25 protein-coding genes and 1 tRNA gene are annotated in these 26,772 nt (G+C 70.3%); 20 read left to right on the forward strand and 6 right to left on the reverse strand.

Going from position 1 to position 26,772, the window contains the following annotated elements; translation table 11 throughout:
- Positions 1–12: 12 nt before the first annotated feature.
- The 3 genes from ABD327_RS18685 to ABD327_RS18695 all read left to right on the forward strand — a co-directional run bounded on the left by ABD327_RS18685 (position 13) and on the right by ABD327_RS18695 (position 4,513).
- On the forward strand, positions 13–1,284 hold the full coding sequence (locus ABD327_RS18685; protein WP_344451754.1) for an MFS transporter: 1,272 nt from the start codon (positions 13–15) through the stop codon (positions 1,282–1,284).
- 86 nt (positions 1,285–1,370) lie between these two features.
- Positions 1,371–2,873 (forward strand): alkaline phosphatase D family protein, encoded by a 1,503-nt coding sequence (locus tag ABD327_RS18690; RefSeq protein WP_344451755.1) that lies wholly within the window; start codon positions 1,371–1,373, stop codon positions 2,871–2,873.
- A 131-nt stretch (positions 2,874–3,004) separates the two neighbouring features.
- Positions 3,005–4,513, forward strand: coding sequence for an alkaline phosphatase D family protein (locus ABD327_RS18695; RefSeq protein ID WP_344451756.1), 1,509 nt, complete (start codon positions 3,005–3,007; stop codon positions 4,511–4,513).
- A gap of 40 nt (positions 4,514–4,553) precedes the next feature.
- On the opposite strand, the gene ABD327_RS18700 is transcribed toward ABD327_RS18695, so the two are convergent.
- Positions 4,554–4,850, reverse strand: a complete 297-nt coding sequence (locus tag ABD327_RS18700) for a PspC domain-containing protein (RefSeq protein WP_344451757.1) — start codon at positions 4,848–4,850, stop codon at positions 4,554–4,556.
- A gap of 199 nt (positions 4,851–5,049) precedes the next feature.
- On the opposite strand from ABD327_RS18700, the gene ABD327_RS18705 reads away from it, so the two are divergent.
- From ABD327_RS18705 to ABD327_RS18720, 4 genes are all read left to right on the forward strand, one after another.
- Complete coding sequence (locus tag ABD327_RS18705; RefSeq protein ID WP_344451759.1) at positions 5,050–5,388, forward strand: ArsR/SmtB family transcription factor; 339 nt, start codon at positions 5,050–5,052, stop codon at positions 5,386–5,388.
- On the forward strand, positions 5,385–5,861 hold the full coding sequence (locus ABD327_RS18710) for an SRPBCC domain-containing protein (protein ID WP_344451760.1): 477 nt from the start codon (positions 5,385–5,387) through the stop codon (positions 5,859–5,861). The genes ABD327_RS18705 and ABD327_RS18710 overlap by 4 nt, the downstream gene beginning before the upstream one ends.
- The gene (locus tag ABD327_RS18715) at positions 5,858–6,484 is read left to right on the forward strand and encodes a dihydrofolate reductase family protein (RefSeq protein WP_344451762.1); all 627 of its coding nucleotides are present in this window, start codon (positions 5,858–5,860) and stop codon (positions 6,482–6,484) included. The genes ABD327_RS18710 and ABD327_RS18715 overlap by 4 nt, the downstream gene beginning before the upstream one ends.
- A 101-nt stretch (positions 6,485–6,585) precedes the next feature.
- Positions 6,586–7,737: an acyl-CoA dehydrogenase family protein gene (locus ABD327_RS18720; protein ID WP_344451763.1), complete on the forward strand. Its 1,152-nt coding sequence runs from the start codon at positions 6,586–6,588 to the stop codon at positions 7,735–7,737.
- Here ABD327_RS18720 and ABD327_RS18725 read toward each other — a convergent pair.
- Complete coding sequence (locus ABD327_RS18725; protein ID WP_344451764.1) at positions 7,728–9,194, reverse strand: DUF4407 domain-containing protein; 1,467 nt, start codon at positions 9,192–9,194, stop codon at positions 7,728–7,730. The two genes, ABD327_RS18720 and ABD327_RS18725, sit on opposite strands and share 10 nt — an antisense overlap.
- Before the next feature lie 301 nt (positions 9,195–9,495).
- Complete coding sequence (locus ABD327_RS18730; protein ID WP_344451765.1) at positions 9,496–10,158, reverse strand: helix-hairpin-helix domain-containing protein; 663 nt, start codon at positions 10,156–10,158, stop codon at positions 9,496–9,498.
- A gap of 178 nt (positions 10,159–10,336) precedes the next feature.
- Here ABD327_RS18730 and ABD327_RS18735 point away from each other — a divergent pair, with 178 nt between their 5' ends.
- Positions 10,337–11,674 (forward strand): alkaline phosphatase PhoX, encoded by a 1,338-nt coding sequence (locus ABD327_RS18735; RefSeq protein ID WP_344451766.1) that lies wholly within the window; start codon positions 10,337–10,339, stop codon positions 11,672–11,674.
- A gap of 30 nt (positions 11,675–11,704) precedes the next feature.
- Entirely contained in the window at positions 11,705–12,667 is a 963-nt protein-coding gene (gene dapD / locus ABD327_RS18740) for a 2,3,4,5-tetrahydropyridine-2,6-dicarboxylate N-succinyltransferase (RefSeq protein WP_344451767.1), read from the forward strand.
- A gap of 45 nt (positions 12,668–12,712) precedes the next feature.
- Here the strand turns inward: dapD and ABD327_RS18745 are convergent, their stop codons facing one another.
- Entirely contained in the window at positions 12,713–14,029 is a 1,317-nt protein-coding gene (locus ABD327_RS18745) for a dipeptidase (RefSeq protein WP_344451768.1), read from the reverse strand.
- Positions 14,030–14,147: 118 nt separating this feature from the next.
- Between ABD327_RS18745 and ABD327_RS18750 the strand changes: the two genes are divergently transcribed.
- Positions 14,148–14,222 (forward strand) — tRNA-Lys (locus ABD327_RS18750).
- A 385-nt stretch (positions 14,223–14,607) separates the two neighbouring features.
- Entirely contained in the window at positions 14,608–15,504 is an 897-nt protein-coding gene (locus tag ABD327_RS18755; protein ID WP_344451769.1) for a pentapeptide repeat-containing protein, read from the forward strand.
- Positions 15,505–15,917: 413 nt separating this feature from the next.
- On the opposite strand, the gene ABD327_RS18760 is transcribed toward ABD327_RS18755, so the two are convergent.
- Positions 15,918–16,610 (reverse strand): type 1 glutamine amidotransferase domain-containing protein, encoded by a 693-nt coding sequence (locus ABD327_RS18760; RefSeq protein WP_344451771.1) that lies wholly within the window; start codon positions 16,608–16,610, stop codon positions 15,918–15,920.
- A 212-nt stretch (positions 16,611–16,822) separates the two neighbouring features.
- The gene (locus ABD327_RS18765) at positions 16,823–17,101 is read right to left on the reverse strand and encodes an SDR family oxidoreductase (protein ID WP_344451773.1); all 279 of its coding nucleotides are present in this window, start codon (positions 17,099–17,101) and stop codon (positions 16,823–16,825) included.
- 376 nt (positions 17,102–17,477) lie between these two features.
- Between ABD327_RS18765 and ABD327_RS18770 the strand changes: the two genes are divergently transcribed.
- From ABD327_RS18770 to ABD327_RS18810, 9 genes are all read left to right on the forward strand, one after another.
- A complete protein-coding gene (locus ABD327_RS18770) occupies positions 17,478–18,032 on the forward strand; it encodes an NAD(P)H-dependent oxidoreductase (RefSeq protein WP_344451774.1) in 555 nt (184 codons plus the stop codon).
- Between the two features lie 137 nt (positions 18,033–18,169).
- Positions 18,170–19,813: an ABC transporter substrate-binding protein gene (locus ABD327_RS18775; protein ID WP_344451775.1), complete on the forward strand. Its 1,644-nt coding sequence runs from the start codon at positions 18,170–18,172 to the stop codon at positions 19,811–19,813.
- A gap of 2 nt (positions 19,814–19,815) precedes the next feature.
- A complete protein-coding gene (locus ABD327_RS18780; protein ID WP_344451776.1) occupies positions 19,816–20,766 on the forward strand; it encodes an ABC transporter permease in 951 nt (316 codons plus the stop codon).
- On the forward strand, positions 20,763–21,644 hold the full coding sequence (locus ABD327_RS18785; RefSeq protein ID WP_344451777.1) for an ABC transporter permease: 882 nt from the start codon (positions 20,763–20,765) through the stop codon (positions 21,642–21,644). Before ABD327_RS18780 ends, ABD327_RS18785 begins: the two co-directional genes overlap by 4 nt.
- Positions 21,641–23,281, forward strand: coding sequence for a dipeptide ABC transporter ATP-binding protein (locus tag ABD327_RS18790; protein WP_344451778.1), 1,641 nt, complete (start codon positions 21,641–21,643; stop codon positions 23,279–23,281). The genes ABD327_RS18785 and ABD327_RS18790 overlap by 4 nt, the downstream gene beginning before the upstream one ends.
- On the forward strand, positions 23,278–24,465 hold the full coding sequence (locus tag ABD327_RS18795; protein WP_344451779.1) for an acyl-CoA dehydrogenase family protein: 1,188 nt from the start codon (positions 23,278–23,280) through the stop codon (positions 24,463–24,465). Before ABD327_RS18790 ends, ABD327_RS18795 begins: the two co-directional genes overlap by 4 nt.
- Complete coding sequence (locus ABD327_RS18800) at positions 24,462–25,820, forward strand: LLM class flavin-dependent oxidoreductase (protein WP_344451780.1); 1,359 nt, start codon at positions 24,462–24,464, stop codon at positions 25,818–25,820. The genes ABD327_RS18795 and ABD327_RS18800 overlap by 4 nt, the downstream gene beginning before the upstream one ends.
- Positions 25,817–26,197, forward strand: a complete 381-nt coding sequence (locus ABD327_RS18805) for a rhodanese-like domain-containing protein (RefSeq protein WP_344451781.1) — start codon at positions 25,817–25,819, stop codon at positions 26,195–26,197. The genes ABD327_RS18800 and ABD327_RS18805 overlap by 4 nt, the downstream gene beginning before the upstream one ends.
- Before the next feature lie 41 nt (positions 26,198–26,238).
- Positions 26,239–26,742: an RrF2 family transcriptional regulator gene (locus ABD327_RS18810; RefSeq protein WP_344451782.1), complete on the forward strand. Its 504-nt coding sequence runs from the start codon at positions 26,239–26,241 to the stop codon at positions 26,740–26,742.
- Positions 26,743–26,772: the final 30 nt, after the last annotated feature.

Below are 26,772 nucleotides of genomic sequence, written 5' to 3' on the forward strand. Positions count from 1 at the left end.
AGAGAGCGGGGTATGGGCAGGCACAGACGGCCGCCGGAACGGCAGGCGACGTATCGCGAGGTGTTCGCCGTCGTGGAGTTCCGCCGCCTGTGGTTCGCCCAGACGCTCAGCTCGGTGGGCGACCAGTTCGCCCAGGTGGCGCTGGCGGTCCTGGTCTACGACCGGACGCAGAGCGCGCTGCTGACGGGCCTGGCCTACGCGCTGACGTACCTGCCGCCGATCCTGGGCGGCCCCATGCTCAGCGGGCTCGCCGACCACTTCCCGCGCCGCCGGGTGATGATCGTCTGCGATCTGCTGCGAATGCTCCTCATGGGCCTGATGGCGCTGGGGGAGACGTCGTTCACCGTCCTGTGCGCCCTGATCTTCCTGACGGTGCTGCTGGGCTCGCCGTTCACCGCGGCCCGCGCGGCGCTGCTGCCCGACATCCTCAAGGGCGACGGCTACGTGCTGGGCGCGGCGGTCAACAACATGACCCATCAGGCGACCCAGATGCTCGGCTTCGCGGCGGGCGGCGCGCTGGTGGCGGTCGTCGGGACGCGGGAGGCGCTGGGCCTCAACGCGCTGACCTTCCTGCTGTCGGCGCTGGTCCTCATGGGCATCCGGAGGAGGCCGCCGCCGGAGCGCGCGCACGAGCGGCTCCGCCTCTGGCACAACACCAAGGAGGGCGCGGCTCTCGTCTTCGGCGATCCGAAGCTGCGGAGCCTGGTGGGGTTCGCCTGGTTGTGCTCCTTCTACACGGTCCCCGAGGGGCTGGCGGCGCCGTATGCCGCGACGTACGGGAAGGACGCGCTGTACGTCGGCTTCCTCATGGCGGCGATGCCGGCGGGGATGGTCGTCGGCAGCTTCGTCTTCTCCCGTTTCGTCCGCCCGTCCAGCCGGATCCGGTCGATGAGCGGGCTGGCGATGCTCTCGTGCGCGCCGCTGCTCTGCTGCGCGCTGGAGCCGCCGTTCGCGGTGACGGTGCTGCTGTGGGCGCTGGCCGGATGCGGCAGCGCCTACCAGCTGGCGGCCAACACCGCGTTCGTGGCGGCGGTTCCGGCGGCGGGCAGGGGCCAGGCGTTCGGGCTGGTCCAGTCGGGCATCCTCGCGGGCCAGGGCCTGGGCATCCTGGCGGGCGGCGCGCTCGCCCAGGTGATCGGGCCGGAGAAGGTGGTGGCGCTGGCGGGCGCCGCGGGGCTGGTCGCCGCGACGGCGGTGACGATGATGTGGACGCAGGTCCGCGGCCAGGTGGTGGCGGCGGTGTTCGCGCCGTCGGGCAGGGGCCGGGTCAAAGCCTCGCTCTGAGGCCTCCTTCCGTTTTCTTGCGCTTCATGGTGAAGATTCCTCCGATCGGCATGATCACGGCGGAACTTCGAAGCTTGGAGCGTGCCATGACCCTCGACCGACGTGATCTCCTGCGGGCCGGACTGCTGGCGGGCGGCGCCCTCGCGCTGCCCGCGGGCCTCACCGCCCCGGCGTTCGCCCGCGCCCGGCCCTCGATCACCCACGGTGTCCAGACGGGCGAGGTCGCCGGCGGGCGGGCCCTGGTGTGGACGCGGGCGAGCCGGGCGTCCCGGATGCTGGTCGACTACAGCACCCGTCCGGACTTCCGCGGCCACCGGACGGTCCGCGGCCCCTGGCTGACCCCCGGCACCGACCTCACCGGAAAGGTGCGGCTGCGGGGCCTGCCGCCCGGGAAGGAGATCCACTACCGGGTGCGGCTGGAGGACGGGCGCGAGCTCTCCGCCCCCGAGACCGGCTCCTTCCGCACCGCCCCGCGGCGCGGGCAGGACGTCCGGTTCGTGTGGGGCGGCGACCTGGCGGGCCAGGGCTGGGGCATCGACGAGGCGTTCGGCGGCTACCGGATCTTCAAGGCGATGGCCGACGTGAATCCGGACTTCTTCCTGTGCAGCGGCGACTGGGTCTACTCCGACGGCGCGCTCGCCGAGACCGTCGCGCTCCCCGACGGCACCGTGTGGAAGAACGTGCTGATCGAGGAGAAGGCGAAGGTGGCCGAGACGCTCGCCGAGTACCGGGGCCAGTTCCGGTACAACCTCATGGACTCCAACCTGCGCGCGTTCCACTCCCGCGTGCCGATGGTCTACCAGTGGGACGACCACGAGGTCACCAACAACTGGTACCCGGGGGAGATCCTCGACGACCCCCGTTACACCGAGAAGAACGTCGACGTCCTGGCGGCCCGCGCGCGCCGTGCCGCGCACGAGTACCTGCCGATCGACCTGAACGGGAAGCTCTACCGGAAGATCTCCTACGGCCCGCTACTGGACGTCTTCGTGCTCGACATGAGGACGTACAAGAACAAGAACACCGTGAACCTGGAGACGTCCGGTCGCGGCCTGCTCGGCGACGAGCAGACCCGCTGGCTGACCCGCGAGCTGCGCGCGTCCAAGGCGACCTGGAAGGTCATCGCCAACGACCTCCCGATCGGCCTGATCGTCCCCGACGGCGACGCCCAGGAGGGCGTGGCCAACACGGACAGCGGCCTTCCGCTGGGCCGCGAGCGGGAGATCGCCTCGGTCCTGCGCGACGCATACCGGCACGACGTGAAGGGCATCGTCTTCCTCACGGCCGACGTCCACTACACGGCGGCCCACTACTACGACCCGGCGAAGGCGGCCTTCAAGGACTTCGCGCCGTTCTGGGAGTTCGTCGCGGGCCCGTTCCACGCGGGTACGTTCGGCCCCAACACCCTGGACGGCACGTTCGGCCCCACTCTGGAGTTCATCAAGACCGGCCCTCGTGCCAACGCCAGTCCCGCGGAAGGCGCCCAGTTCTTCGGCGAGGTGGAGATCGACGGCCGGACGAAGGCGTTCACCGTCCGCCTGCGCGACCTGAACAACAAGGTCGTCTACGCCAAGACGCTGACGGCCTGAGCGTCACGGCCTCCCGTCCGTTCTCCGGACGGGAGGCCGCGGTCAAAACCTTCGCCTTCTCCCGCTTGTCACATTGAGTACCGCATTCCAGCGCGCGACCTTGGTCGGGACCCCGAGCCTGGAGTGTGCCGATGACTCTCGACCGACGTGGTCTCCTGCGGACGGGCCTGCTGGCGGGCGGAGGCCTGGCCCTGGCCGGCGGTCCGGCGTCCGCCGCGCTGGTCCGGCGCCGTCCCGCGATCACTCATGGCGTGCAGAGCGGCGAGGTGAACGGCGGGCGGGCCCTCGTGTGGGTGCGGGGGAACGTCCCGTCCCGGATGCTGGTCGACTACGGAACCCGCCCGGATTTCAAGGGCCATCGGACGGTCCGCGGCCCCTGGCTGAGCCCCGACACGGACCTGACGGGCCGGGTGCGGCTCGACGGGCTGCCCCAGGGCAAGCGCGTCCACTACCGGGTCAGGCTGGACGACGGCCGCGTGCTGTCGGCTCCCGAACTCGGCTCCTTCCCGACGGCCCCGGGGAAGGGGAAGAACATCCGGTTCGTCTGGGGTGGTGACATGGCGGGCCAGGGCTGGGGCATCAACGAGGCGTTCGGCGGCTACCGGATCTTCAAGGCGATGGCCGACGTGAAGCCCGACTTCTTCCTGTGCAGCGGCGACTGGGCCTACGCCGACAGCCCGCTGAAGGAGACCGTGAACCTGCCCGACGGCACCGTCTGGCGGAACGTGATGACGGGGGAGAAGGCGAAGGTCGCCGAGACACTCGCCGAGTACCGCGGCCAGTTCCGCTACAACCTCATGGACGCCAATCTGCGCGCGTTCAACTCCCGCGTACCGATGCTCTACGACTGGGACGACCACGAAGTACGCAACAACTGGTACCCCGAACAGATCATCCACGACTCGCGTTACGCCGAGAAGAACGTGCGCGTACTGGCGGAGCGCGCACGTCGCGCCGTCCGGGAGTACGTGCCGATCAGCGCCGCTTCGACCATCTACAGGAAGGTCTCCTACGGCCCGTTGTTGGACGTCTTCGTGCTCGACATGAGGTCGCACCGCAACAAGAACGGCGCCAACCTGGAGACGCACGGCCCCGGGATCCTCGGCGACGACCAGACGCGCTGGCTCATCCGGGAGCTGCGGAAGTCCAAAGCCGTCTGGAAGGTCATCGCCAACAGCATCCCGATCGGCCTGACCGGAGCCAAGGGCACGGATCAGGACGGCGTCGGCAACAGGGACGAGGGCCTTCCGCTCGGCCGTGAAAGGGAGTTCGCCACGATCCTGCGGGACGCCTGGCAGCAGGGCGTGACGGGAATGGTCTTCCTCACCGCGGAGGTCCACTACGCGGCGGCGATCTACTACGACCCCGCGCAGGCGGCCTTCAAGGACTTCGCGCCCTTCTGGGAGTTCGTCGCGGGCCCCCTGAACGCCGGAACCTTCCGGCCCACCAGGTTCGACTCGACGTTCGGGCCGAGCACGACGTTCATCAAGGGCGCTCCCCGCCCCGGCGCCGGTCCCGCCGACGGCGCCCAGTTCTTCGGCGAGGTGGAGATCGACGGTGGGACGGAGCAGCTCACGGTGAGGCTGCGGGACATGGGCAACAAGGTGCTCCACACGCAGACGCTGTCCGCCCGGTTCTAGACGCGGCCTCCCGCGGGTGTTCGGGAGGCCGCGTTGCGGGTCACGGCTTCTTCTTGGTGAGGGCGTCCGAGGCCTTGTCCATGACGTCCTTGACCTCGGGCTTGCTGAACCACCGCTGGGCGGGGGACATGTCCGAGTCGTCGGCCGGGATCAGGACCCAGGCGAGGACGTACAGGAGCGGGACGGCCAGGCCGATGCCGATGATCCCGCCGATGACGGAGACCCCGGCGACGCCCAGGCGGACGGCGTTGAGGTCGAGGTTGGTCTGCGCTGCGATCGCGGAGCAGACACCGGCGAGCATCTTGTTGTCCATCTTGCGGTGCAGTGTGGCGTTCATGAGTTAAGGATGCCCCGATGCGGACCCTGTCCACATCGGGGAGAAGCCCTGGTCCGACCCTGACATCGGAACCAGGGGTCTCGGCTTTCCCCGGGTCGAGTACCGGGCGTGTGTGACGGCCGGTGACGATTCACGATCTCCTGCGCGGACCAATGGTTAGCCCTTGCGCTAACCATTTCGGGCTGTGATACTTAGCCACATGGCACAGTATTCGGCACGGCTCGACGGGGTGTTCGTCGCCCTCGCCGACCCGACCCGGCGCGCCGTGGTCCGGCGCCTCGGTCGCGGGCCGGCGAGCGTCGGCGACCTCGCGCGCGAGTTCCCGATGGCCCTCCCCTCGTTCATGAAACACGTGCGGACACTCGAATCCAACGGGCTGATCCACACGGTCAAGTCCGGCCGGGTGCGCACCTGCACGCTCAACCGCGAACGGCTCGCCCTGGTCGACGACTGGCTCGCCGAACAGCGCCGGATCTGGGAAGAGCGCACCGACCGCCTCGAACAGTTCGTCACCGACCCGGAGGAGAACAGACAGTGAATCCCGATCTCGATCTCGGCCTGGAGCGGATCATCCGCGCCCCGCGCGCGACCGTGTGGAAGGCGTGGACCGACCCGTCCCGGCTTGAGCGGTGGTGGGTCCCGGCTCCGTCCCGCTGCCGGGTGGACCGCCTGGACCCGCGGCCCGGCGGGGCGTTCGTGACGCGGTTCAGTGACGACGGTGTCGAGTTCGTCTCGCACCTGGACGCGTGCTTCCTCGCCGTGGACGAGCTGGAGCGGATCGTGTTCACCAATGCGATCGACAGCGCGTGGCGGCCCGCGAACCCCGTTCCGGTCCCCATGACCGCCACGATCACGCTGAGCGATCACCCGGACGGCACGGACTACCGGATCGTCATACGGCACGGTGACCCGGAGGCCCGCGCCCATCACGAGAAGCTCGGCTTCGCCGAGGGCTGGGGGACGGTCACCGGCCAGTTGGCCGCTCTCGCCGAGAGCGTCGTCCCGCGATGAAGATCACCCTCACCGAGTTCGTCACGCTCGACGGGGTCAGCCAGGGGCCCGGCTCCCCGAGCGAGGACACCAGCGAAGGATTCACCCGTGGCGGCTGGCTCGTCCCCCACATGGACGGGACGTTCGTCCAGCGCGCCTCCGACTGGCTCGACCTCGCCGACGGCCTGCTGCTCGGCCGGCGGACCTATGAGGCGTTCGCACGCGACTGGCCGAAGATCACAGACCCGGCCGACCCGTTCGCCGAGCGGATGAACGCACTGCCCAAGTACGTCGTGACGAGCACCCTCACCGAAGGGACCTGGAACCCCACGACCGTCCTCAAGGGCGACCCGGCCCGCGCGGTCGCCGAACTCAAGGCGCGACCGGGCCGGGAACTCCAGATCCACGGCAGCGCCCGCCTCGGCGACTCACTGCTGTCGGCGGGCCTGGTCGACACGCTCCGCCTCGTGGTCGCCCCCGTCGTCCTCCGGACCGGCCGGCGGCTGCTGACCGGGGAGAACGCCCCGTCCGGCCTCCGCCTGCTCCATCACGAGGCCACGCCGAACGGTCTGCTGCTCTTGGAATACGAGGTGACCGGCCGGGCCCGCCAGGGCGAATACGAGGGCGTCACCGCCTTCATATGAGCAGCGCTCCTCTCCGCCCGCCTCCGCGGCAGCCGCCCTGCGAACACCCCGAATCCGACCCCTGAGTAAATTAGCGGCGGTAACCAAAGGGAGGTTCGGGAATGGACGTTCTGCGGCTCGACGATCAGCTCTCCGATGAGGAACGGATGGTCCGCGACACCGTCCGGGCCTTCCGCGAGAGCTCCATCGACCCCTACGTGGGCGACTGGTTCGAGAGCGGGACGCTGCCCGTCCGGGACCTCGCGCGGGAACTGGGCAAGCTCGGGCTCTTCGGGATGCACCTGGAGGGCTACGGGTGCGCGGGGACGAACGCCGTCTCGTACGGCATCGCGTGCCGGGAGCTGGAGGCCGCCGACAGCGGGCTGCGCAGCTTCGTCTCCGTCCAGGGGTCCCTGGCGATGGCCGCGATCCACAAGTACGGCTCGGAGGCGCAGAAGCAGTACTGGCTCCCCGGCATGGCGGCGGGCGACTACATCGGCTGCTTCGGGCTCACCGAACCCGACCACGGCTCCGACCCGGGGTCGATGCGGACGTACGCGCGGCGCGACGGGCAGGACTGGATCCTCAACGGCGCCAAAATGTGGATCACCAACGGCTCCGTGGCCGACGTCGCGGTCGTCTGGGCGCGCACCGAGGAGGGGATCAACGGCTTCCTCGTCCCGGCCGGCACCCGCGGGTTCTCCCGCACGGACATCAAGAAGAAGCTCTCGCTGCGCGCCTCCGTCACGTCCGAGCTGTCGTTCGACGAGGTGAGGCTGCCGGCGGACGCGATCCTGCCGGAGGCCAGGGGCCTCAAGGCGCCGCTCGGCTGCCTCTCGGAGGCGCGGTTCGGCATCATCTTCGGCGCCGTCGGCGCGGGCCGCACCTGCTACGAGACGGCCGTCGAGTACGCCAAGTCCCGCGAGCAGTTCGGCAAGCCGATCGCGGGCTTCCAGCTCACCCAGGAGAAGCTGGCGCGCATGGAGGTGGCTCTCGGCCAGGCGGGGCTGACGGCGCTGCACATCGGACGGCTGAAGGACGCCGGGAAGGTCACCTCCCAGCAGGTCTCCTTCGGCAAGCTCGCGAACGTACGGGCCGCCCTGGACGTGGCCCGCTCAGCCCGTACGATCCTCGGCGCGAACGGCGTCACACTGGAGTACCCGGTGATCCGGCACGCCAACAACCTGGAATCCGTCCTCACCTACGAGGGCACGGAGGAGATCCACACCCTTGTCCTCGGCGAGGCGATCACCGGGATCTCCGCCTACCGCTGACTACCTTCGGTCTCGGCGCGGCGGCGGGCCTCCTCGTCGAAGGCGGGCGCGTAGTACGGCATGACGCCCGGTGCGTTCGGGCCGAAGAGCGGAGGCGTCACGGCGGGCTCGTCGAAGCCGGCCGAGGCGGGCTCGACGATGGGGTCGTTCGTGGACGTCACGTACTCGTCGAGGTTCTGGGGGATGCGGGCTATCTCGCGTTCCTCCCATGCGGCGAGGATCGCGGCCGCCACGCGTAGTTCGGCCTCCACCGTCATCGTCCCGAGTCTCCGGGCGGCTTCTTCACGTGCTTCGACCAGTGCGCGGGATTGGCCCAGCTGCGCCGTCTGCTCCAGTTCCAGTGACTGTTCGTGCGTCTCGGCACGGATCTTCCCGGACGTGACGCTGCGTTTGGCGTCCTCTTCGGCGAGCTGTTCGTAGGTGCTCGGCGGCCCGTACAACTGCAGGACCTTCACGAAAATCGGCAGGCATTCGATGACGGTGAAGAGAAGGAACAGCAGGATGCGCCAGAGGCCGAGCGTGAAATCACCGGTCGAGGCACGGTTGAGCGCGTCCAGGCGGACCAGAAGGCCGGTGTTCTCCTCGTTGGCCTGCTCGAAGTCCTTCTGCGCGTCCGACTGGATCGTCCGGAGGTTCTTCAGCTGCGTCTGGACGCCCGGCAGCGCCTCGTTGGCCTCCCGGAGAGTCTGTTCCCGGCTGGTCTTGGACGCCGTCGCGATCTCGTCGCGGCGGTCCTGGATCTGCCGGTCGATCTCCCGGATCTCCCGTTCGGCCTCGCGCTGCTTGTTCCGGAAGTTCTCGTAACGCGGTCCGGCTCCGGACTTGCGGCTCCCGTTCTGGCACTTGTCGCCGGTCAGTTCGCACGTCGCGGCGTCGGCGTTCTCGTCCCGCTTCTCCTCCAGCGGCTTCAACCGCTCCCGGAGCGCGACGATCTGCGGATCGTTCTCGGGGTTCAGGACGGTTCCGCCACTGGCGATCGTCTGGAGCAGCGCGGTCTCCTGCTTCTCCAGCGCGTCGATCTTCTTGCCGACCTCGCCGCCGGTGAGGTCGCCCTGGAACCGCTCGGTCTGCTCCTGCCGGATCTTGTTGATCTCCGTCTCGATCTCCGGCTGGAAGATCCGCAGCACCAGCGGCGTGGAGATGATGAAGCCGAACAGCAGCGCCATCAGCAACCGGGGCAGCGCCACCAGCCAGGCCCGGTTCCCGCGCTGGATCGACACGACCAGCCAGCGGTCCAGGTTGAGGATGGCCAGGAACCACACGAGCGAGATCGGCAGCGCCGCGTACCAGGGCGCCCGCAGCGCCATCTGCAGAGCGAAGAACATCGACACCCCTGCGAGCGTCGCCGTGGTCAGCACGGCTCCGCCGATGCCCTGGTACTTGGGCCGGTCTCCGGGCGTGCGCTCCAGGAGCGCGGGCTGCGCGCCCGACAGCCAGATCAGGGGGTGTCGCTTCATCGCCGGTTCCGTTTTCGTAGAAGACGAGGCAGGGCGAGCACGGCTCTGGGCAGGCGGGGGGAGGAGAAGCGGACGGCCAGGTCTCGCAGAAGCCCCTGCGGCGCCGTCACCTCGACGAGGACTCTCGGTACCAGTGCGTCGACCCTCGGCACGTGCAGTGTGCCGACCCGCGGCAGCGGATAGTCGTCAGGCAGGGGCATAGGCCATCCAGCAGTCATTTGCCACAGCAACGAACTTCAGCACCATAACAGGGCATCTCTCTCACGGGGAGGTGAGAAAAGGGATGCTCACTTCCCGGACATCAGGGAAGGAAGATGCCGTACTCCCGGATCTCCGGGGTGAGATGCGGCGGAAGCGCGGCGACCGCGGCGAGCTCCTCCGCGGAGCTGAAACCGACGACCTGGGACCTGACCTGCACGATGTGCTCGGCCATCTCCGGAGTGATCCCGGTGATCGCGGTCAGGACCGGGGCCGGGACGTGGTTGACGTCGATGAGGCCGCCGTCGTCGTAGTGGCGGGGCAGGTCCGGACGGCCGATCCGCAGGTCGCGGGCGAGCACCACGTCGCGGGCGTGCTCACGGGCCTGCTGGCGCAACTGTCGGCGCATGTTCGCCATCGCGATGGCCTGCGCGTTGCCGTTGAAACGCTGCACGGGGGGAGGGGCGAAGCCCTGGTAGGGCATGCCGCCCTGCAGCAGCCGGCCCTGCTCGTCCACGGACAGGACGGTGCGCTTCTCCTGCTCGACGACCGCGAGGACGATCCAGATCGGCAGCCACAGGCCGCACAGCAGGAAGGTGATGAGGGCGTGGGCGGCATGGTTGGTCTGGCCGCCGCGCACGAACACGACCTGGTTGGCGAACCTCGACTCCAGCCGCCAGCCCATCGCCACATGCTGGCTGATCACCGAGTGGAGGACGGCCTCGATCCGGTCCTGGGGCAGGCGCTCAGGGTGGTAGCCGCTCATGCCTGATGAGACGTACGGAAGGTGCGGTTGGTTCCAGGAATGCGGCTTCCCACGGCCTCTTCCGGCGCCTGGTTGGCGGTAAAAATACGATTCGGGTCATTGAAAACCTTTGTCGGGAATCGGGCGTCCAACGTGCATGGAGAGACGTGCGTTCTTGGGGGCGCTCGGGCTTGCCGGAATGGCGACTCCCTTCGACGGGGTCGCGGCGTATGCCGGCGGCAAGACGAGCGGGTACGGGAAACTACGGGCGGTCAAGGACCTGCGTGACGGCAGGGTGCGGCTGCTGCTTCCGGACGGGTTCAGGTACAGGTCGTTCAACGCGACGGGGTCCCGGCTCAGCGACGGGCACACCACGCCCGGCAAACACGACGGAATGGCCGCCTTCAAGACGGTGAAGGGGCAGGCCGTCCTGGTGCGCAACCACGAGGTCTTCGGACCCGTGGGAGCGTTCGGGGACAAGAACAAGGCCTACGACCCTATGGCGGGCGGAGGGACGTGCACGCTGCGCGTCTCCAACTACGGGAGAGTGCTCGCCGGCGCGGTCAGCCTGAACGGGACGATGGGCAACTGCTCCGGCGGAGCCATGCCGTGGGGACGCTGGGTCACCTGCGAGGAGACCGTCAACGGCCCGGACGTCGGCGACGACCACACCAGAGGCGACAACTCCCTGCTGAAGGAGAAGCACGGCTACATCTTCGAAGTCGGCATCGGGGAACCAATCCTTTCCGCAGGCCGGTTCGCGCACGAGGCGGCCGTATGCGATCCCAAGACGGGAGCCATCTACCTCACCGAGGACGACTTCAACTTCGCATCGGGCTTCTACCGGTACCTGCCTCCGCGGAGCCCGCTGAGCGCCGGACGCATCCTGGACGGGGGCCGGCTGCAGATGCTCGCCGTCAAGAAGAAGCCGCGAGCGAAGCTGTACAAGCACCAGAAAGCCGGGACCGCCTACGACGTCACGTGGGTGGACGTCGACGATCCGAACCCGTCCTTCACCGGCAAGCCGTCCAACGACGAAGCCATCCAGTACGTGGCGAAGCAGGGACATGCCGGAGGCGGCGCCCGGTTCGCCCGTCTGGAAGGCGCGATCTTCCACAAGGGGGTCGTCTACTTCGTCTCCACCCAGGGCGGCGCCAAGGTCACCAAGAAGGCCCCTTCCGGGTTCGGAGACGGCCACGGCCAGGTGTGGGCGTACGACACCCGCAGCGATCGCCTCAAGCTGGTCGCGGAGTCCACCTCGCGGTCCCGGCTCGACCTTCCCGACAACATCACCCACAGCCCCAGGGGCTCCCTGGTGCTGTGCGAGGACGGCGACGGACGGAACTTCATCCGGGGCCTCACGAAGAAGGGCCAGGTCTTCCCCTTCGCCCAGCTCAAGCCGATCAAGGCCGACCCCGGCGCGGAGTTCGCCGGCGCCACGTTCGGCCCCGACGGCCACACCCTGTTCGTCAACGTCCAGTCGAAGGTCGGGATGACCTTCGCGATCTGGGGCCCGTGGAAGCGGGGCCCGTTCTGAGCGAGAGTCGATCTTGACTAACCTGGGGATGTGAGCACTGAGACTGTTTCCGGCGCGGTAGCCGTCGGCCTTGCGACCCTTGCCGAAGACGGCACCGTGCTGGACACGTGGTTCCCCGCTCCCGAACTCGTCGCGGAGCCGGGGCCGGCCGGGACCGTCGTCCTGGAAGGGGACGCGGCCGGCGGGCTCGCCGGGGCCGTGCGGAGCGACGCGCGGCGCGGCGTGAAGGTCGTCGCGGTCCGGACGACCATCGCCTCCCTGGACGAGAAGCCCGCCGACGCGCACGACGTGTACCTGCGGCTGCACCTGATCAGCACGCGGCTCGTCCGGCCGCACGGGCTGAACCTGGACGGGATCTTCGGGTTCCTGGCCAACGTGGCCTGGACGTCCATCGGCCCCACGCCGATCGACAGGCTGGACGCCGCCCGGCTGGCCGTGCGGATCGAAGGCGGTCAGCTGGCCGTCTACGGCATCGACAAGTTCCCGCGGATGACCGACTACGTCACCCCGTCCGGGGTGCGGATCGCCGACGCCGACAGGGTCCGCCTCGGCGCGCACCTGGCGTCCGGGACGACCGTCATGCACGAGGGATTCGTCAACTTCAACGCCGGGACGCTCGGCTCGTCCATGGTCGAGGGGCGGATCAGCGCGGGCGTCGTCGTCGGGGACGGCAGCGACATCGGCGGCGGCGCGTCGATCATGGGCACGCTGTCCGGCGGCGGCAAGCGGGTCATCTCGCTGGGCGAGCGGTGCCTGCTGGGCGCCAACGCCGGCATCGGGATCTCCCTCGGCGACGACTGCATCGTCGAGGCCGGCCTGTACGTGACCGCCGGGACGCGCGTGACGCTGCCCGACAGCTCGGTCGTCAAGGCGCTGGAACTGTCCGGGGCGAACAACCTGCTGTTCCGCCGCAACTCCCAGTCGGGCGCGGTCGAGGTCATCCCGCGTTCCGGCGGCTGGGGCGGGCTGAACGAGATGCTGCACGCCAACTGAAGACCGTTTCGAGGACGGGCGCGGGCCGGACGGTCCGCGCCCGTCTCACGTCCGGTGCGGGCCCTGAAGGAAGATCGCCTCGGCGAGGGCGAGGTTCTCGATCTCGGACGGGTCGACGCTCTCGTCCGCCGCGTGAATGAGGGCGCGGGGCTCCTCGACGCCCATGAGCATGATCTCGGCGTCGGGGAAGTGGCCCTGGAACGCCCCGCACAGCGGGATCGAGCCGCCCTGGCCCCGGGTGACGACCTTCTGCCCGTACGCCTCGGTGAGGGCCGCGGTCATCGCGGAGTAGGCGGGGCCGCCGGTCCGGGCGAGGAAGGGACGGCCGAGGGACTCCGCCTCGACCTCGACGCGGGAGTGCCAGGGGGCGGCCGCCTTCAGATGGGCGGCGAGCGCCTCGCAGGCGTCCTGCGGATCGATGCCGGGCGGGATGCGCAGGTTGAGCCGGGCGCGGGCGGTCGGCTGGACGGCGGCGACGGAGCCCGCGACGGGCGGGCAGTCGATGCCCAGGACCGTCAGGGCGGGCCGGGCCCAGAGCATGTCGGCGATCGTCCCGGTGCCCGTGACGGCGACGCCGTCGAGAATCCCGGCGTCCTCGCGGAACCTCTCCAAGGGGTACTGGGCGCCGTCCCAGCGCTGATCGCCGGGCAGGCCCTGGACGGTGGTGTTGCCGGCGGCGTCCCGCAGGGTCCCCAGCATGTGGACGAGCGCGGCGAGCGCGTCGGGAGCGGCCCCGCCGTACATGCCCGAATGCAGGGCGCCCCTCATGGTCGTCACCGTGACGACGACGTTGGCCTGGCCGCGCAGGCAGGTGGTGAACGTCGGAACGCCGACGGCGAGGTTCCCGGTGTCGCCGATCACGATGGCGTCGGCCCGGAAGAGCTCCGGGTCTTGGTCGAGGAGGCGTTCCAGCCCGTCGGTCCCCTGCTCCTCGGACCCCTCGATGACGATCTTCACCCCGACCCGGGGCTCCGCCGCCCGCAACGCCGTCAGATGCATGACGATGTTGCCCTTGCAGTCGGCGGCCCCCCGCCCGTACCAGCGCCCGTCGCGTTCCGTCAGCTCCCAGGGGGACGTCCGCCACCCGTCCCCGGGAGGCTGCACGTCGTAATGCGAGTAGAGAAGGACGGTCGGTGCCCCTTCGGGCCCGGGCCTGTGGCCGATGACGGCCTGGCTCCCGTCGGGCGTCTCGTACAGCTTGCAGGGAACCCCGGCCTCGGTGAAGGCGTCCGCCGTCCACTCCGCCGCCCGCAGGCACTCCTCAGCGGGGAAACGGCGAGGATCGGCCACAGACCGCATGGCCACCAGCTCGGTCAGATCCCGCCGGGCCCGCTCCATCAACCCGGAAACCCGCGCACGCACCCCGAACGCTCCCCCCGAAGCACAACCCCCGATGCTGCGGCCCTACCCGGCCCCCTTCCCCGCCAACCCCGTAATATCGGATGCGGACGACCGGTCTGAGATCGGTATGATGCGAGACGGGTCGCTAGCTCAACGGCAGAGCTCCGGACTTTTAATCCGTAGGTTGTGGGTTCGAATCCCACGCGACCCACCAGCAGACGGCCTCCCGGCCTGCGCCTCCTCGGCCAGGGTGGGAGGCCGTCGCCGTTCCACGGCCCCATGGGGGGCCGGGGTTCGGCAGAGGACTCGGCGACGGACCGGCGGGGCGCTGCCCTCTGTCGCCTCATCGTGTTCGTCTTGCTGGAATTCGTCGCGGCGGTGGTGATCTAAAAGGGGTGTATCGCCGTCTGAAGGGCGTGAGCGATAAACCCGAACCCCCCGCCGATTCCGCTCTGAAAGCTTCCTCTTTCGGGGAAGAGCCACCGATCAACCCGCCTGAGGGCGGCCTGCCCGAAGCCGACGCCCCGCCCGCGCTTCGGATCCCTGAACCGACCCAGGAGGAAATCGACGGCCTGTCGGTGATGGAGCGCCTGGAGTTCTTGGAACGTCGGCGTCAGCGTCACGAGGCCGAGTACGACCGCCAAAATCTGGAAGCCGATCGGTACAGGCAGAGCAGGCACCAGTGGTTCAACAGCATCGGCATCGCCTTCGGCGTCGTCTTCACCGTCGCCGGCCTCATCGCCAGCGCGGTGGCCTTGTACACGTCCCGGGAGGACCTGCACACCTCCCGGGAGAGCCAGTTCACCGAACGGTACGCCAAGACCATCGAAGTCCTCGGTTCTGAGGACCCCTCGGTCCGGCTGGGCGCCCTGCACGCCCTGGGCCGCCTCATGGCCGACTCCGAACGCGACCGCGACACCATCACCGCCGTCCTGGCGTCCTACAGTCTCCAGCACGACCCCGCACCCGGGAAGAAGATCCCCGACGACGTCGAACCCGCTCCCGACCTCCAGGCCGCCCTCACCGTCCTGGGTCAGCGGCCTCAGCCCGCACACGACGCGCCGCGCGCTGACCTCCACGGCCTCCGCGCACCCCTCCTCAGGCTGTACGGCGGCGCGGACCTGTTCCGCGCGGACCTGAGCGGCGCGGACCTGCGCGGCGCTCACCTGAACCACATAGACCTGCGTTATGCGAACCTGAGCGGTGCGGACCTGGACGGTGCGGACCTGAGCGGCGGCACGAACCTGGACAACGCTGACTTGCACGGCGCGAGCCTGGTCGGTGTGAACCTGCTCGACGTGGGCCTGCACGACGCGAACCTGCGCGGCGCGGACCTGCGCGGCGCGGACCTGAGCCAAGTGGACTTGATCGGCGCGGACCTTCGGGACGCGGACCTTCGCGGGACGAACCTGGACGAGGACTACGTCCGCTCGCTGGCGGACTCGGTCGAGGGTACGAAGTTCGGGCCACTGCCGAGGAGCGAAAAGGGGTCTTGAGCGTGTTCGGGACCGAGGGCTACGGGAAAAGCGCCATTCGCACGTAGTCCGCGCGTCCCTCCCGTCCGGACCGACGGGCCCCGGCTTTCGACGGGCCGTCGCTCCGGCGGCGATCTCGACGATCTCGGCCACCGAGTAGCCCGCCAGATGGTGCGGCACCACCGCTTGGCGCTGCGCGAGCGGGAGCTCGGCGAGCGCGGTGGCCAGCGCGACCGACGCCGCCGACGGCTCCGCCACCGGGGCGGCGGCCCGTGCCGGATCCAGCTGGCCATATACACGCACCCCGACGCCTGTTCGGTTGCATCTCTTTCAGGGAGAGGCCGGCCTGTCTGCCCCCGCCACGGCGGTATCCGCTGCCCGGTCCGGGGCCCGCAAGGGACCCCCGCCGGACAGACGCCATCGGGCGACAGGCCTCAGGGGAGGGCCTTGAGCAGGCTCTCGGCCAGGACGGCCGCCGAGGCGGGGTTCTGCCCCGTGAACAGGTTGCGGTCGACCACCGTGTAGGGCTTCCAGGCCTCTCCCTTGGTGAAGTCGACACCCAGGTCGACGAGCTCGTCCTCCAGCAGCCAGCGGGCCTTCGGGCCGAGTCCCACCGCGTTCTCCTCCTCGTTGGTGAACGCGGTGACCCGGTAGCCGGCGAAGGGCGACACGCCGCGGATCCTGGTCGCCAGGATCGCGGCCGGGGCGTGGCAGACGATCGCGAGAGGCCTGCCGGAGGCGAGGGCCGCGGTCAGCAGTCGGCCTGCGTCCGCGTCGACGTACAGATCCTCCATCGGGCCGTGGCCGCCCGGGCAGTAGACGGCGTCGTAATCCTCCAGGCGGGCGTCCGCGAGCCGGACAGGCCGCCGGATCTCCTCCGCGGCGCGGATGGTCGCCTCCAGGCCGAGGGCGGTCTCCGCGCCGCCGGCCATGTCGGGACGCAGGCTCATCATGTCCACGGTCGGGACCACTCCGCCGGGAGTGGCGACCGTGATCCGGTGGCCGGCCTCGGTGAGCGCCCTGTACGGGGCCGCGAACTCCTCGGCCCAGTAACCCGTCGCGTGCCTGGTGCCGTCCTTGAGCGTCCAGTAGGCCTTGCCGGTCATCACGAAAAGCACCTCAGCCATCGACGACCACCCCGCCTTTGCCGCTTGATTACCATGTGTCCGGTTATTGTCACTATATGCAACATGGGTGGCCGGTGGTGCGAGCGAGCACGAGGCGCGCACCGGCTCAGAAGACCCGAACTGGCCGGACTGGTACGCCGACTACATCGTGCGCGAACAGGCCGGAGCCGAGCCGCCGTCATGAGCGCGCCCGCCTGCCGCGACGTCTCCGGTCACTCGCCGGGGACGAACTGCCGGCCGCCGTCGATGTCGTAGGTCGCGCCGGTCAACGCGGTGTCGGCCATCAGGTGCACGGCCGGCGCCGCGACATCGGCCGGCTGGACGACGCGCCCGATCGGCAGGGTGGCGCGCAGCCGGTCGCGGCGCTGCTCCAGCCGGTCGCCCAGCGGTCGCGCCGACAGCGGCGTGTCCACGAAACCCGCGGCGATGAGGTTGGCCCGGACCGGCGCCGCCTCCAGCGCCAGCACGGCGACGAGCGCGGGCAGCGCCATCGTCAGCGGCGCCGACGGTGGGCGGTGGTGTTTCCGGTGCGGAGGTCGTGCACGCTGCGTAGTGTCGGTCGATGAGGGGGTCTTTGCCGCCAAGGCTTGAAACCTACTAAACAGGTATGGAAGTATGGTTTTATGTTCGCGCTAGTCAAGCGGGGATCAGGGCGGCGTTCGCCCGTTCTCCTTCTGGTACGCCGACTGTTCGTCGACCTCGTCAGGACGGGCAGCGCGGTCTGTCCCTGAGGTTCTTCGTCACCGAGCGCAACCGGCGCTCGGGGCTTCTCCGTACGACACGCAGGGTCGGCGCCTCACGCGCGGATGCCGTCAGTCCTCCTCTCCGTTCCGTGTTCCGGCATGCCCGTCGTAGGAGATGTTTCGCATGGCCCTTGTCGCAGCAGTGATCGGCGGTCCGGTGCCGGGCCCCACCGCGCATGTGGTGGAGCACGTCGCCGAACGGCTGGAACTCAAGGGGCACACCACCGTCCGGATCAGTCCCGCCGAGATGCCGCCCGCGGCGCTGCTGGGGGCCGACTCGTCCGATCCGCAGATCCGCAGCGCCCTGGAGATCCTGGAGCAGGCGGACGGGGTCGTGGTGGCGACTCCGATCTTCCAGTCGGCCTACTCCGGGCTGCTGAAGACCTTCCTGGACCTGCTGCCTCCGGGGGCGCTGGCGGGGAAGACGGCCCTGCCGATCGCCAACGGCGGGAGCCGGGGGCACCTGCTGACCGTCGACTACACGCTGCGGCCGGTGTTGACCGCGGCCGGCTGCTCACAGGTCGGCAACGGGGCCTTCGTCCTGGACACCGACATCGTCCTGCACTCCTGCGGAGTCGGTCTCAAGGGCGAGAGCGAGGTGCGGGTCGCGGCGGTGTGCCGGGAGTTCGCCCACTCGCTCACCGAGACGGAACGGCGCCAACGGCTCGAAATCGACTGATCCCCTGAACACCCGACCCTCCGAACGGCGCCGACCGCCGTCCGGCCGGCGCCTCACGCGCTGAAACCGACGTGCGGCGAACGCTCTGTTCGCCATGCCCGCACGCCCTCCTTTCGTCCCCCTTCCGAAGGAACATCATGTCCGCGCCTCCCTCCTCCTCGCCCCGCAGACCGCGCCGCGCCCTCGTCCCCGCCCTGTCCCTGGGCGTCGCGGCCGCCGCGCTGCTGACGGCCTGCTCCAGCGGCACGAACGGCTCCGGTCCGAAGGACGCGAGCCTCACCATCGCGGTCGCCAGCTTCCAGAACTGCTTCGACGTCTCCCTGACCGGCGGGCGCAACAGCACGGCCACCCACCAGATCCTCGACACCCTCACAGACCAGGACCCCGAGACCGGTGAGATCGTGCCGCGGCTGGCCGAGAAGTGGGAGGTCAACGACGAGTACACGGAGTTCGCCTTCCACCTGCGCAAGGACGTCACCTTCAGCGACGGCACCAAGCTGGACGCGAAGGCCGTCGCCGCCAACTTCACCAAGCTGGCCGAGCTGATCGGGCAGGCCAAGACCGACACCCTGGTCCTCAACGCGCTCAACAGCTTCGACAAGGCCGAGGCGGTGGACGAGTTCACCGTGAAGCTCACCTTCAAGCTGCCCGAGCTGGGCTTCCTGCGCAATGCCAGCGACCCGTACCTGGGCATCCTGTCGGCCTCCACGCTCGCCAGGACGACGGAGGAGCGGTGCGCGGGGCAGCTCGTCGGCACCGGCCCCTTCGTCTTCGACAAGATCGTCAAGGACAAGCAGATCGTCCTCAAGCGGCGCGAGGACTACGCCTGGAGCGCCAAGGGCGTCGCCGAGCACGAGGGCCCCGCCCGCCTGAAGTCCGTCACCTTCGAGCTGGTGCCCGAGTCCAGCGTCCGGGTCGGCGGCCTGGTCAGCGGCCAGTTCGACCTCGGCGACGACATCCCCGTCACCGACCTCGCGCAACTGCGGTCGGCGGGCCGGAACATCGTCTCCAAGGCGGTGCCGAACCTGGTCCCGGGCATGCGGCCCAACCCCTACAGCCCGCTCGGCTCCGACGACGCGGTGCGCCGGGCGATCCTGAAGGGCATCGACCTCGACGAGATCACCTCGACGCTCTACCCGGAGATCTACAAGAAGCCCACCAGCATCGTCGCCTCCACCACGGCGGGCTGGAAGGACTTCAGCGCAGAGCTCGCCCACGACCCGCAGGGGGCCGAGAAGATCCTCGACGAGGCGGGCTGGAAGCGCGGCTCCGACGGGGTGCGGCAGAAGGACGGCGTCCGGCTCTCCCCGAAGATCACCTACATCGTCGGCAACTTCTTCGGTGCGACCCAGCAGGAGCTGGAGCTGGTCCAGCAGCAGCTCGCGAAGATCGGCATCGAGGTGCGCATCAAGGCGAACACCCCCGCCGACAACGCCGCGATGCTCAAGGACATCTCCAAGGCCGACTACGACTTCCTGACCGGCTCCGGCGCCAGCAAGGACATCGACTTCCTCGCCGGACTGTTCAAGAAGACCAACTCCGCGCTGCTGGGCGCCGAGCAGCCCGAGTTGGAGGCCCAGGCCGACGCGCTGAACGAGGCCACCACCCCCGAGGCCAGGACCAGGGCCGCGGAGAACCTGCAGAAGTACGTCATCGAGCACGGCCACTGGATCCCGCTGCGTGAGCAGACGAAGATCGTCGCGGTCTCTCCGAAGGTGAAGGGCTACAAGCTCGACACCTACGCGGCGCACTTCTTCTACGACGCCGAGGCGACGGGCTGACCGTGACGGGCTACCTGCTGCGACGGGTGGCCCAGGGGGTCTTCGTCCTCTGGGCCGCCTTCACCGCGAGCTTCGTCATCCTCTACCTCCTGCCCAGCGACCCCGTGGAGATCATGCTCGCCTCCACCGGGTCGATGGGCGAGATGGACCCGGCCGCGGTGGCCGAACTCCGCGCCGAACACCACGTGGACGATCCGTTCTACGTGCAGTACGGCATCGCCCTGGGCCGGTTCGTCCAAGGCGACCTGGGGACCTCGATCCCGCAGCGGCTGCCGGTCACCGAGCTGATCGGCCGGGCGTTCCCCGAGACGCTGCGGCTGGCCGCGCTCGCCTTCGTCCTGGCGCTGGCGCTCGGCGGGGGAGTGGCGCTGCTCTCGGGCTTCCTGCGCGGAGGCCGGCTGCGCAGGCTGCTGCTCTCCCTCCCGCCGCTGCTGGTGTCGGTCCCGTCGTTCTGGGCGGGGCTGCTCCTCCTGCAGGTCTTCTCCTTCCGGCTGGGCTGGTTCCCCGCGCTCGGCAACCAGGGCTTCGGCTCGCTGGTGCTGCCCGCGGTGACGCTGGCCCTGCCCACCGCGGCCGTCATCGCCCAGGTGCTGACCAAGAGCCTGATGCTGACCTGGCGGGAGCCCTTCGTCGTCACCGCGACGGCGAAGGGCGCATCCCGGCCGCGCATCCTGTTCGTCGACGTGCTCCGGCACGCCTCGCTGCCGGGGTTCACCATCGTCGGGATGACGATCGGCAATCTCCTCGCCGGCGCGATCGTGGTGGAGACGGTGTTCTCTCGGCTGGGTGTCGGACGTCTGGTGGAGCAGGCCGTCGCGGCGCAGGACATCCCGATGATCCAGGGCCTGGTGGTGCTGTCGGCGCTGGTGTTCGTCGTGGTGAACACCGGCGCGGACCTCCTCTACCCGCTGATCGATCCGCGTATCCGGCCGTCCAGGGCGGTGAAGGCATGAGCGTGCCCGTGGTGAAGGCGCCCGACGCGGTCCGTCCCGCGCGCCCGCGTCGTCTCCGGTACGGCGTTCGGTGGACGCTGCGCCGTCCGGGCCTGGTCCTCTCCGTGCTGTTCCTCGTATGGGTGCTGCTCTGGGCCGCGGTGCCCGGACTGTTCGCCACGCACGACCCGCTGGTCGGCGTCCCGGCGGACAAGCTGCTCCCGCCCGGCCCGGGTCACTGGTTCGGGACCGACCATCTCGGCCGGGACCTGTTCTCCCGGACCGTGCACGGAGCCTCCCTCTCGCTCGGCGCCACCGCGCTGGCCGTGTTCGTCGGGTTTGTCGCGGGCTCCGTCCTCGGCCTGTTCTCCGGCTTCGTGGGCGGCTGGTCCGACGAGGTCGTCATGCGCTGCGTGGACGTCATGATGTCCATCCCCGGTCTGCTGCTCTCCCTCGCGGTGGTGACCGTGCTCGGCTTCGGCACGCTCAACGTGGCGGTCGCCGTCGGTATCGCCGCGGTGGCCGGGTTCGCCCGGGTGATGCGCGCGGACGTCCTGCGGACCTGCACGGAGGTCTTCGTCGAGGCGGCCGAGTCCCTGGGCGTGAGCCGTCGGCGGACCCTGGTCCGCCATGTGCTGCCGCACTCGATCGGCTCGGTGCTGGTGCTGGCGGCGCTGGAGTTCGGCACCGCGATCCTCGCGGTCTCCTCGCTGAGCTTCCTCGGCTTCGGCGCGGCCCCGCCCACGCCGGAGTGGGGCTCGCTGGTCTCCGAGGGCCGCAACTACCTGGTGAGCGCCTGGTGGCTCACCACGCTGCCGGGGCTGGTGATCGTGCTGACGATGCTGGCCACCAACCGTGTCGCCAGGGCACTGGACGCGGGACGGGGTGAGGACCGATGAGCGAACTGCTCCGGCTGGAGGGCCTGCGGGTCGGCTACACGAGCGGGACGGGCACCGTGACCGAGGCGGTGCGGGGCCTGGACCTGCGGGTGAACCGCGGTGAGGTGGTGGCGCTGGTCGGCGAGTCCGGTTCGGGCAAGTCCTCGTCCGCGCACGCCGCGGGCGGGCTGCTGTCCCCCTCCGCGAGAGTGACCGGCGGCCGGATCCTCTTCGCGGGGCAGGACGTCACCCATTGGCCCGAGCGCGCCTGGCGGAGCCTGCGCGGAGCCGAGATCGGCTTCGTGCCGCAGGACCCGGGCGTCTCGCTGAATCCGGTGCGCCGGGTCGGAAGCCAGGTCGCCGACGCGCTGCTGCCGCACGGACACGCCACCCGGCGCACGGTGCGGGCCAGGGTCGAGGCCGTCCTGGAACAGGCCGGGCTGCCCGACCCCCGCGACTGCGCCCGTCGCTATCCCCACGAGCTGTCCGGCGGGATGCGGCAGCGGGTCCTCATCGGCATCGCGTTGGCCTGCGTCCCCCGGCTCCTCATCGCCGACGAGCCGACCAGCGCACTGGACGTCACCGTGCAGCGCCGCATCCTCGACCACCTGGGCCGGCTCACCGCCGCCGAGGGCACCGCCGTCCTCCTCATCACGCACGACCTGGGCGTGGCGGCGGACCGGGCCGACCGGATCGTGGTCATGCGGGACGGCCGGGCCGTCGAGGAGGGGCCGACGCGGAGCATCCTCGACAGCCCGCGGGACCCCTACACCAGGCGGCTGCTCGACGCGGTGCCCACGTTGGGCGCGCCGCCGCTCATCACGTCCGTCCCCGTGGCGGACGCGCCAGGGAAGGACGGTGCCGCGCCGCTGCTCGAACTGCGCTCGGTGACCAAGGAGTTCAGGCGCGGATCCGGCGTGACCACAGCGGTGCGGGGCGTGGACCTGGTGGTGCCGCGCGGCCGCACGGTGGGCCTGGTCGGGGAGTCGGGGTCGGGGAAGTCCACCATCGCGCGGATGGCGCTGCGGCTGACCGCGCCCACGAGCGGGCGCGTCCTCTTCGACGGGATCGACCTGACCGGGCTGTCCCGCCGCGAGCTGAGGCCGCTGCGCCGCCGCTTCCAGCCGGTCTACCAGAACCCCTTCTCCTCCCTGGACCCCCGGCTCTCCGTCGGCGAGATCATCGGCGAGCCGCTCGACGCGTTCGGCGAGGGCGACCGGGCGGCCCGCCGCCGGAGGGCGGCCGAACTGCTCGACCAGGTGGCGCTGCCCGCGGAGACGATCGACCGCCGTCCCGCGGAGCTGTCCGGCGGGCAGCGCCAGCGGGTGGCCATCGCCCGCGCGCTCGCCCTGCGCCCCGAGCTGATCGTGCTCGACGAGCCCGTCTCCGCGCTGGACGTCTCGGTGCAGGACCAGATCCTGCGGCTGCTCGTCGACCTCCAGGCGGAGCTGGGGCTGAGCTACCTGTTCATCTCCCACGACCTGGCGGTGATCCGTCAGGTGGCGCACGAGGTGGTGATCCTGCGCGCCGGGACGGTCGTGGAGAGCGGACCCGCGGCGGAGATCTACGACAACCCCCGACACGAGTACACGAAGGAGTTCCTCATGGCGATACCCGGACACGCGCCGGCAAGGGCACAGGCGGAGGCGGGCGGATGACCGCGGTGACCCGGCCGGGCTCCCTGGAGGAGGTGCTCGCCGCGCTGGCCGAGCTCGAACCGGACATCGCGGCCCGCGCAGCCGAGGACGAGCCCGCCGCCGAGACCTTCGAGGAGATCAAGCGGGTGGGGCTGGCCTCGTTCGTCATCCCGCGCGCCTACGGCGGGGGCGGCGCCACGCTCACGGAGGCCGCGGCGGTGATCCGTGCGCTCGCGGCGGCCGACGCGGGGGCGGCGCTGGTGCTGACCATGCACTTCATCCACAGCACCCGGCTGCTGTCGGCGCCCGTGCGCTCGGACGCGACCGAGGAACTGGTCCGCAGGCTGGCCGAGACCGGCGGCCTGGTGAACTTCGCCAGCAGCGAGGGTTTCAGCGGCGCCCCCAGCCGGGGCGGGCCCGTGGGCACCCGCGCCGTACGGCAGGCCGACGGCTCGTGGCTGCTGAACGGCCACAAACGGTACGTGACGGGGAGCATCGGCCTGGACTGGCTGCTGGTCTCGGCGACCGTCCTCGATGCCTCGGACGGCTCCGAAGACCCCGTGGTCCGCGCCTTCATGGTGCCCTCGGACGCGCCGGGCCTGCGGATCGAACCGACCTGGGACACGTTCGGACTGCGCGGCTCGGCCTCGCACGACGTGCTCCTGGAGGACGTCGCCGTGCCCGCCGAGGCGATCGCCGAAGCCTACGACGCCGGGCAGCCCGCGGAGGCGACCAGGGCCTTCCAGATCTGGTGGTCGCTGCTGCTGGCCTCGATCCACCTGGGCATCGCCGAGGCGTCCCGGCAGGCCGCGCACGACTTCGCCGCGGGCCCTCGCAACGACGGCCACCCCGGCATCCGCGCCGAACAGGCCCGCACCCAGGAGCACGCCGCCCGCCTGGAACTGGCGCTGCTCCAGGCGCGGACGCTGCTGGAGGACGCGCTGCGCAGGGGCGATGCCGCCTCGGGCCCCGACGAGACGGTGCGGGCCACCGCCACCAAGCTGCTGGTGCACGGGCACGCGACCGACGCGGTGGACCACGCCGGCCGCCTGGTCGGCGGAGCCTCCATCTGGAACCGCTCCCCGCTGGGGCGGCACTTCCGCGACCTGAGGGCCGCGTTGTTCAACCCGCCCAACGAGGACGTGGTCATCGGCTCGGTCGGGCGGTTCGTGCTCGGCCTCGACGAGAAGGGCCTGTGGAGATGACGGAACGACGCCGGACGATCTCGCTGAACTTCAACCTGAGCGGGGTCGGCCACCACACCTCCGCCTGGCGGCACCCCGACAGCCGGACCGAACGGGCGCTGGACCTCGACTACTACGTCCAGCTCGCCCGGACGGCCGAGGCCGGCGGATTCGACTCGATCTTCATCGCGGACACCCCGGCACTGCGCGCGGACCCCAACGACGCGCTGGCCAACACGCCGTTCGAGCCGATCACGCTGCTGGCGGCCCTCGCCGCCTCCACCACCCGCATCGGGATCATCCCCACGATCTCCACCAGCTACAGCGACCCCTACACGGCGGCCCGCCAGATCGCCTCGCTCGACCTGCTCAGCAAGGGACGCGCGGGAGTCAACCTGGTCACCTCGGCCGGTGACGCGGTGGCCCGCAACCACAGCCGGTCGCACCACATCCAGCACGCCGCCCGCTACGCCCGCGCGCGGGAGTTCGCCGAGGTCCTCGAGCTGCTGTGGACGAGCTGGTCGCCCGACGCCGTCCTGGCCGACCGGGAGGACGGCGTGATGATCCGGCCCGGCGGCGTCCGGCCGATCGACTACGAGGGCGAGTTCTTCCAGGTGGCGGGTCCGCTGAACGTCCCGCGCTCGCCGCAGGGACGGCCCGTGGTGGTGCAGGCGGGAGCCTCTCCGGCCGGGATCGCCCTGGCCGCCGAGCACGCCGACGCCGTCTACGCCCGGTCGATGTCCATCGACGAGACCAGGGGCGTGTACGGGGCGCTCAAGGCGGGGGCCTCCGCGCGGGGCCGCGATCCCGAGTCGATCAAGGTGCTCCCCGGTGTCGTGCCGTACGTCGCGGCCACCGAGAAGGAGGCCCGTGAGCTCGTCCGGGAGATCGAGTCCCGGTTGGTGCACAACCCCGCGGAGCTGAGGGTGCTGGGCACGATGCTGGGCGTCGACCTGTCCGGCTACGAGCCGCAGGACAAGGTGCCGCTGCACCTGCTGCCCGCGCCCGAGGAGTTCAACGGGTCGGTCACCGGCTTCGTCGAGCTGCGCACCATGGCCGCCGAGGAGGGCCTCACCCTCGGCGAGCTGGCGGGACGGCTGGGCGGCATCGCGCCGCTCGGCATGTGGGCGCTGATCGGCAGCGGCACGCAGGTCGCCGATCGGCTCCAGCACTGGTTCGAGAACGGCGCCGCCGACGGCTTCAACCTCATGATGCCCATCGCCCCCGGCGGCGTCGAGGCGTTCGTCGAACACGTGGTGCCGGTGCTCCGGGAACGCGGCCTGGTCCGCGAGGAGTACACGAGCACGACGCTCCGAGGCCACCTCGGAATCCCCCTCGAAGAGCGCGAGAGCGCACGACTGGAAGGAACACCATGACCGCTCAGGACCAGACCCCCGCCCAGGACGGACTCCTCACCCCGGAACAGGCCGCCGCCAAGCTCGCGGAGGGGGCGCTGTTCGTCGACGTGCGACGGCCGGAGGCGCGGGTGGAGAACGGAGCGCTGCCGGGGGCCGTCCCGGTGGAGAAGATCGACGTCACCCCGCGCTTCAGCCGGGACTCTTCGGCTCTGCTTCCCGAAGCGGCTGATCTTGACCGGGAGATCGTGGTCTTCTGTTCCTCTGAACGTGGATCGGGCCCGGTGGTCGAGCGGCTGCTGGAGTTCGGCTACACCCGGGTCGGCCACATCGACGGTGGATTCAGCGCATGGAAGGAGCAGGGCTTTGACACCTACCCGAACGACGCCGAGGCATAGCGGCGGGACCCGCTGTCGCGAGCGGGCCTGCTGAGGCCCTGGTGCGCATCTCTGCCAAGACCGACTACGCCCTGCGTGCGCTGTCCCAGCTGGCGTCGCACTCCGACCGTCCCGTCAGCTCCGAGGAGCTCGCGCAGAGCCAGGAGATCCCGCACAAGTTCCTCGAGGCGATCATGGCGGAGCTGCGCCGTACGGGACTCGTGGTCAGCCAGCGCGGCACCGGCGGCGGCCACCGGCTGAGCCGGCCCGCCGACCGGATCGTCGTGGCCGACGTGATCAGGGCGCTCAACGGTCCGCTCACGGTCATCCGCGGCGAGTGCCCGCAGGATGTCGAGTACGGGCCGCCCGCGCAGAGCCTGCAGGTCGTCTGGGTGGCGGTGCGCGCCACCCTGCGGTCGATCCTGGAGTCGGTCACCCTGGCCGACGTGGCGGCGGGGAGGCTCCCCGAGCACATCGGCGAGCTGGCGGCGGACCCGGACGCCTGGGTCACCCACTGGTACCACGATCCCACCAAGAAACCGGCGAGGGAAGGTGAGCGAAGATGACAGGACACGAGGGAAGAACCCGCGACGGGG

The sequence above is a fragment of the Actinocorallia aurantiaca genome (assembly GCF_039533685.1).
Classification (GTDB): Bacteria; Actinomycetota; Actinomycetes; order Streptosporangiales; family Streptosporangiaceae; genus Actinocorallia; species Actinocorallia aurantiaca.

Bases quoted from the DNA above. Each gene is read 5' to 3' on its own strand.
- ABD327_RS18685 (WP_344451754.1), top strand. From the start codon at position 13: ATGGGCAGGCACAGACGGCCGCCGGAACGGCAGGCGACGTATCGCGAG.
- ABD327_RS18690 (WP_344451755.1), top strand. From the start codon at position 1,371: ATGACCCTCGACCGACGTGATCTCCTGCGGGCCGGACTGCTGGCGGGC.
- ABD327_RS18695 (WP_344451756.1), top strand. From the start codon at position 3,005: ATGACTCTCGACCGACGTGGTCTCCTGCGGACGGGCCTGCTGGCGGGC.
- ABD327_RS18700 (WP_344451757.1), bottom strand. From the start codon at position 4,850: ATGAACGCCACACTGCACCGCAAGATGGACAACAAGATGCTCGCCGGT.
- ABD327_RS18705 (WP_344451759.1), top strand. From the start codon at position 5,050: ATGGCACAGTATTCGGCACGGCTCGACGGGGTGTTCGTCGCCCTCGCC.
- ABD327_RS18715 (WP_344451762.1), top strand. From the start codon at position 5,858: ATGAAGATCACCCTCACCGAGTTCGTCACGCTCGACGGGGTCAGCCAG.
- ABD327_RS18720 (WP_344451763.1), top strand. From the start codon at position 6,586: ATGGACGTTCTGCGGCTCGACGATCAGCTCTCCGATGAGGAACGGATG.
- ABD327_RS18725 (WP_344451764.1), bottom strand. From the start codon at position 9,194: ATGAAGCGACACCCCCTGATCTGGCTGTCGGGCGCGCAGCCCGCGCTC.
- ABD327_RS18730 (WP_344451765.1), bottom strand. From the start codon at position 10,158: ATGAGCGGCTACCACCCTGAGCGCCTGCCCCAGGACCGGATCGAGGCC.
- ABD327_RS18735 (WP_344451766.1), top strand. From the start codon at position 10,337: ATGGCGACTCCCTTCGACGGGGTCGCGGCGTATGCCGGCGGCAAGACG.
- ABD327_RS18760 (WP_344451771.1), bottom strand. From the start codon at position 16,610: ATGGCTGAGGTGCTTTTCGTGATGACCGGCAAGGCCTACTGGACGCTC.
- ABD327_RS18765 (WP_344451773.1), bottom strand. From the start codon at position 17,101: ATGGCGCTGCCCGCGCTCGTCGCCGTGCTGGCGCTGGAGGCGGCGCCG.
- ABD327_RS18770 (WP_344451774.1), top strand. From the start codon at position 17,478: ATGGCCCTTGTCGCAGCAGTGATCGGCGGTCCGGTGCCGGGCCCCACC.
- ABD327_RS18775 (WP_344451775.1), top strand. From the start codon at position 18,170: ATGTCCGCGCCTCCCTCCTCCTCGCCCCGCAGACCGCGCCGCGCCCTC.
- ABD327_RS18785 (WP_344451777.1), top strand. From the start codon at position 20,763: ATGAGCGTGCCCGTGGTGAAGGCGCCCGACGCGGTCCGTCCCGCGCGC.
- ABD327_RS18790 (WP_344451778.1), top strand. From the start codon at position 21,641: ATGAGCGAACTGCTCCGGCTGGAGGGCCTGCGGGTCGGCTACACGAGC.
- ABD327_RS18795 (WP_344451779.1), top strand. From the start codon at position 23,278: ATGACCGCGGTGACCCGGCCGGGCTCCCTGGAGGAGGTGCTCGCCGCG.
- ABD327_RS18800 (WP_344451780.1), top strand. From the start codon at position 24,462: ATGACGGAACGACGCCGGACGATCTCGCTGAACTTCAACCTGAGCGGG.
- ABD327_RS18805 (WP_344451781.1), top strand. From the start codon at position 25,817: ATGACCGCTCAGGACCAGACCCCCGCCCAGGACGGACTCCTCACCCCG.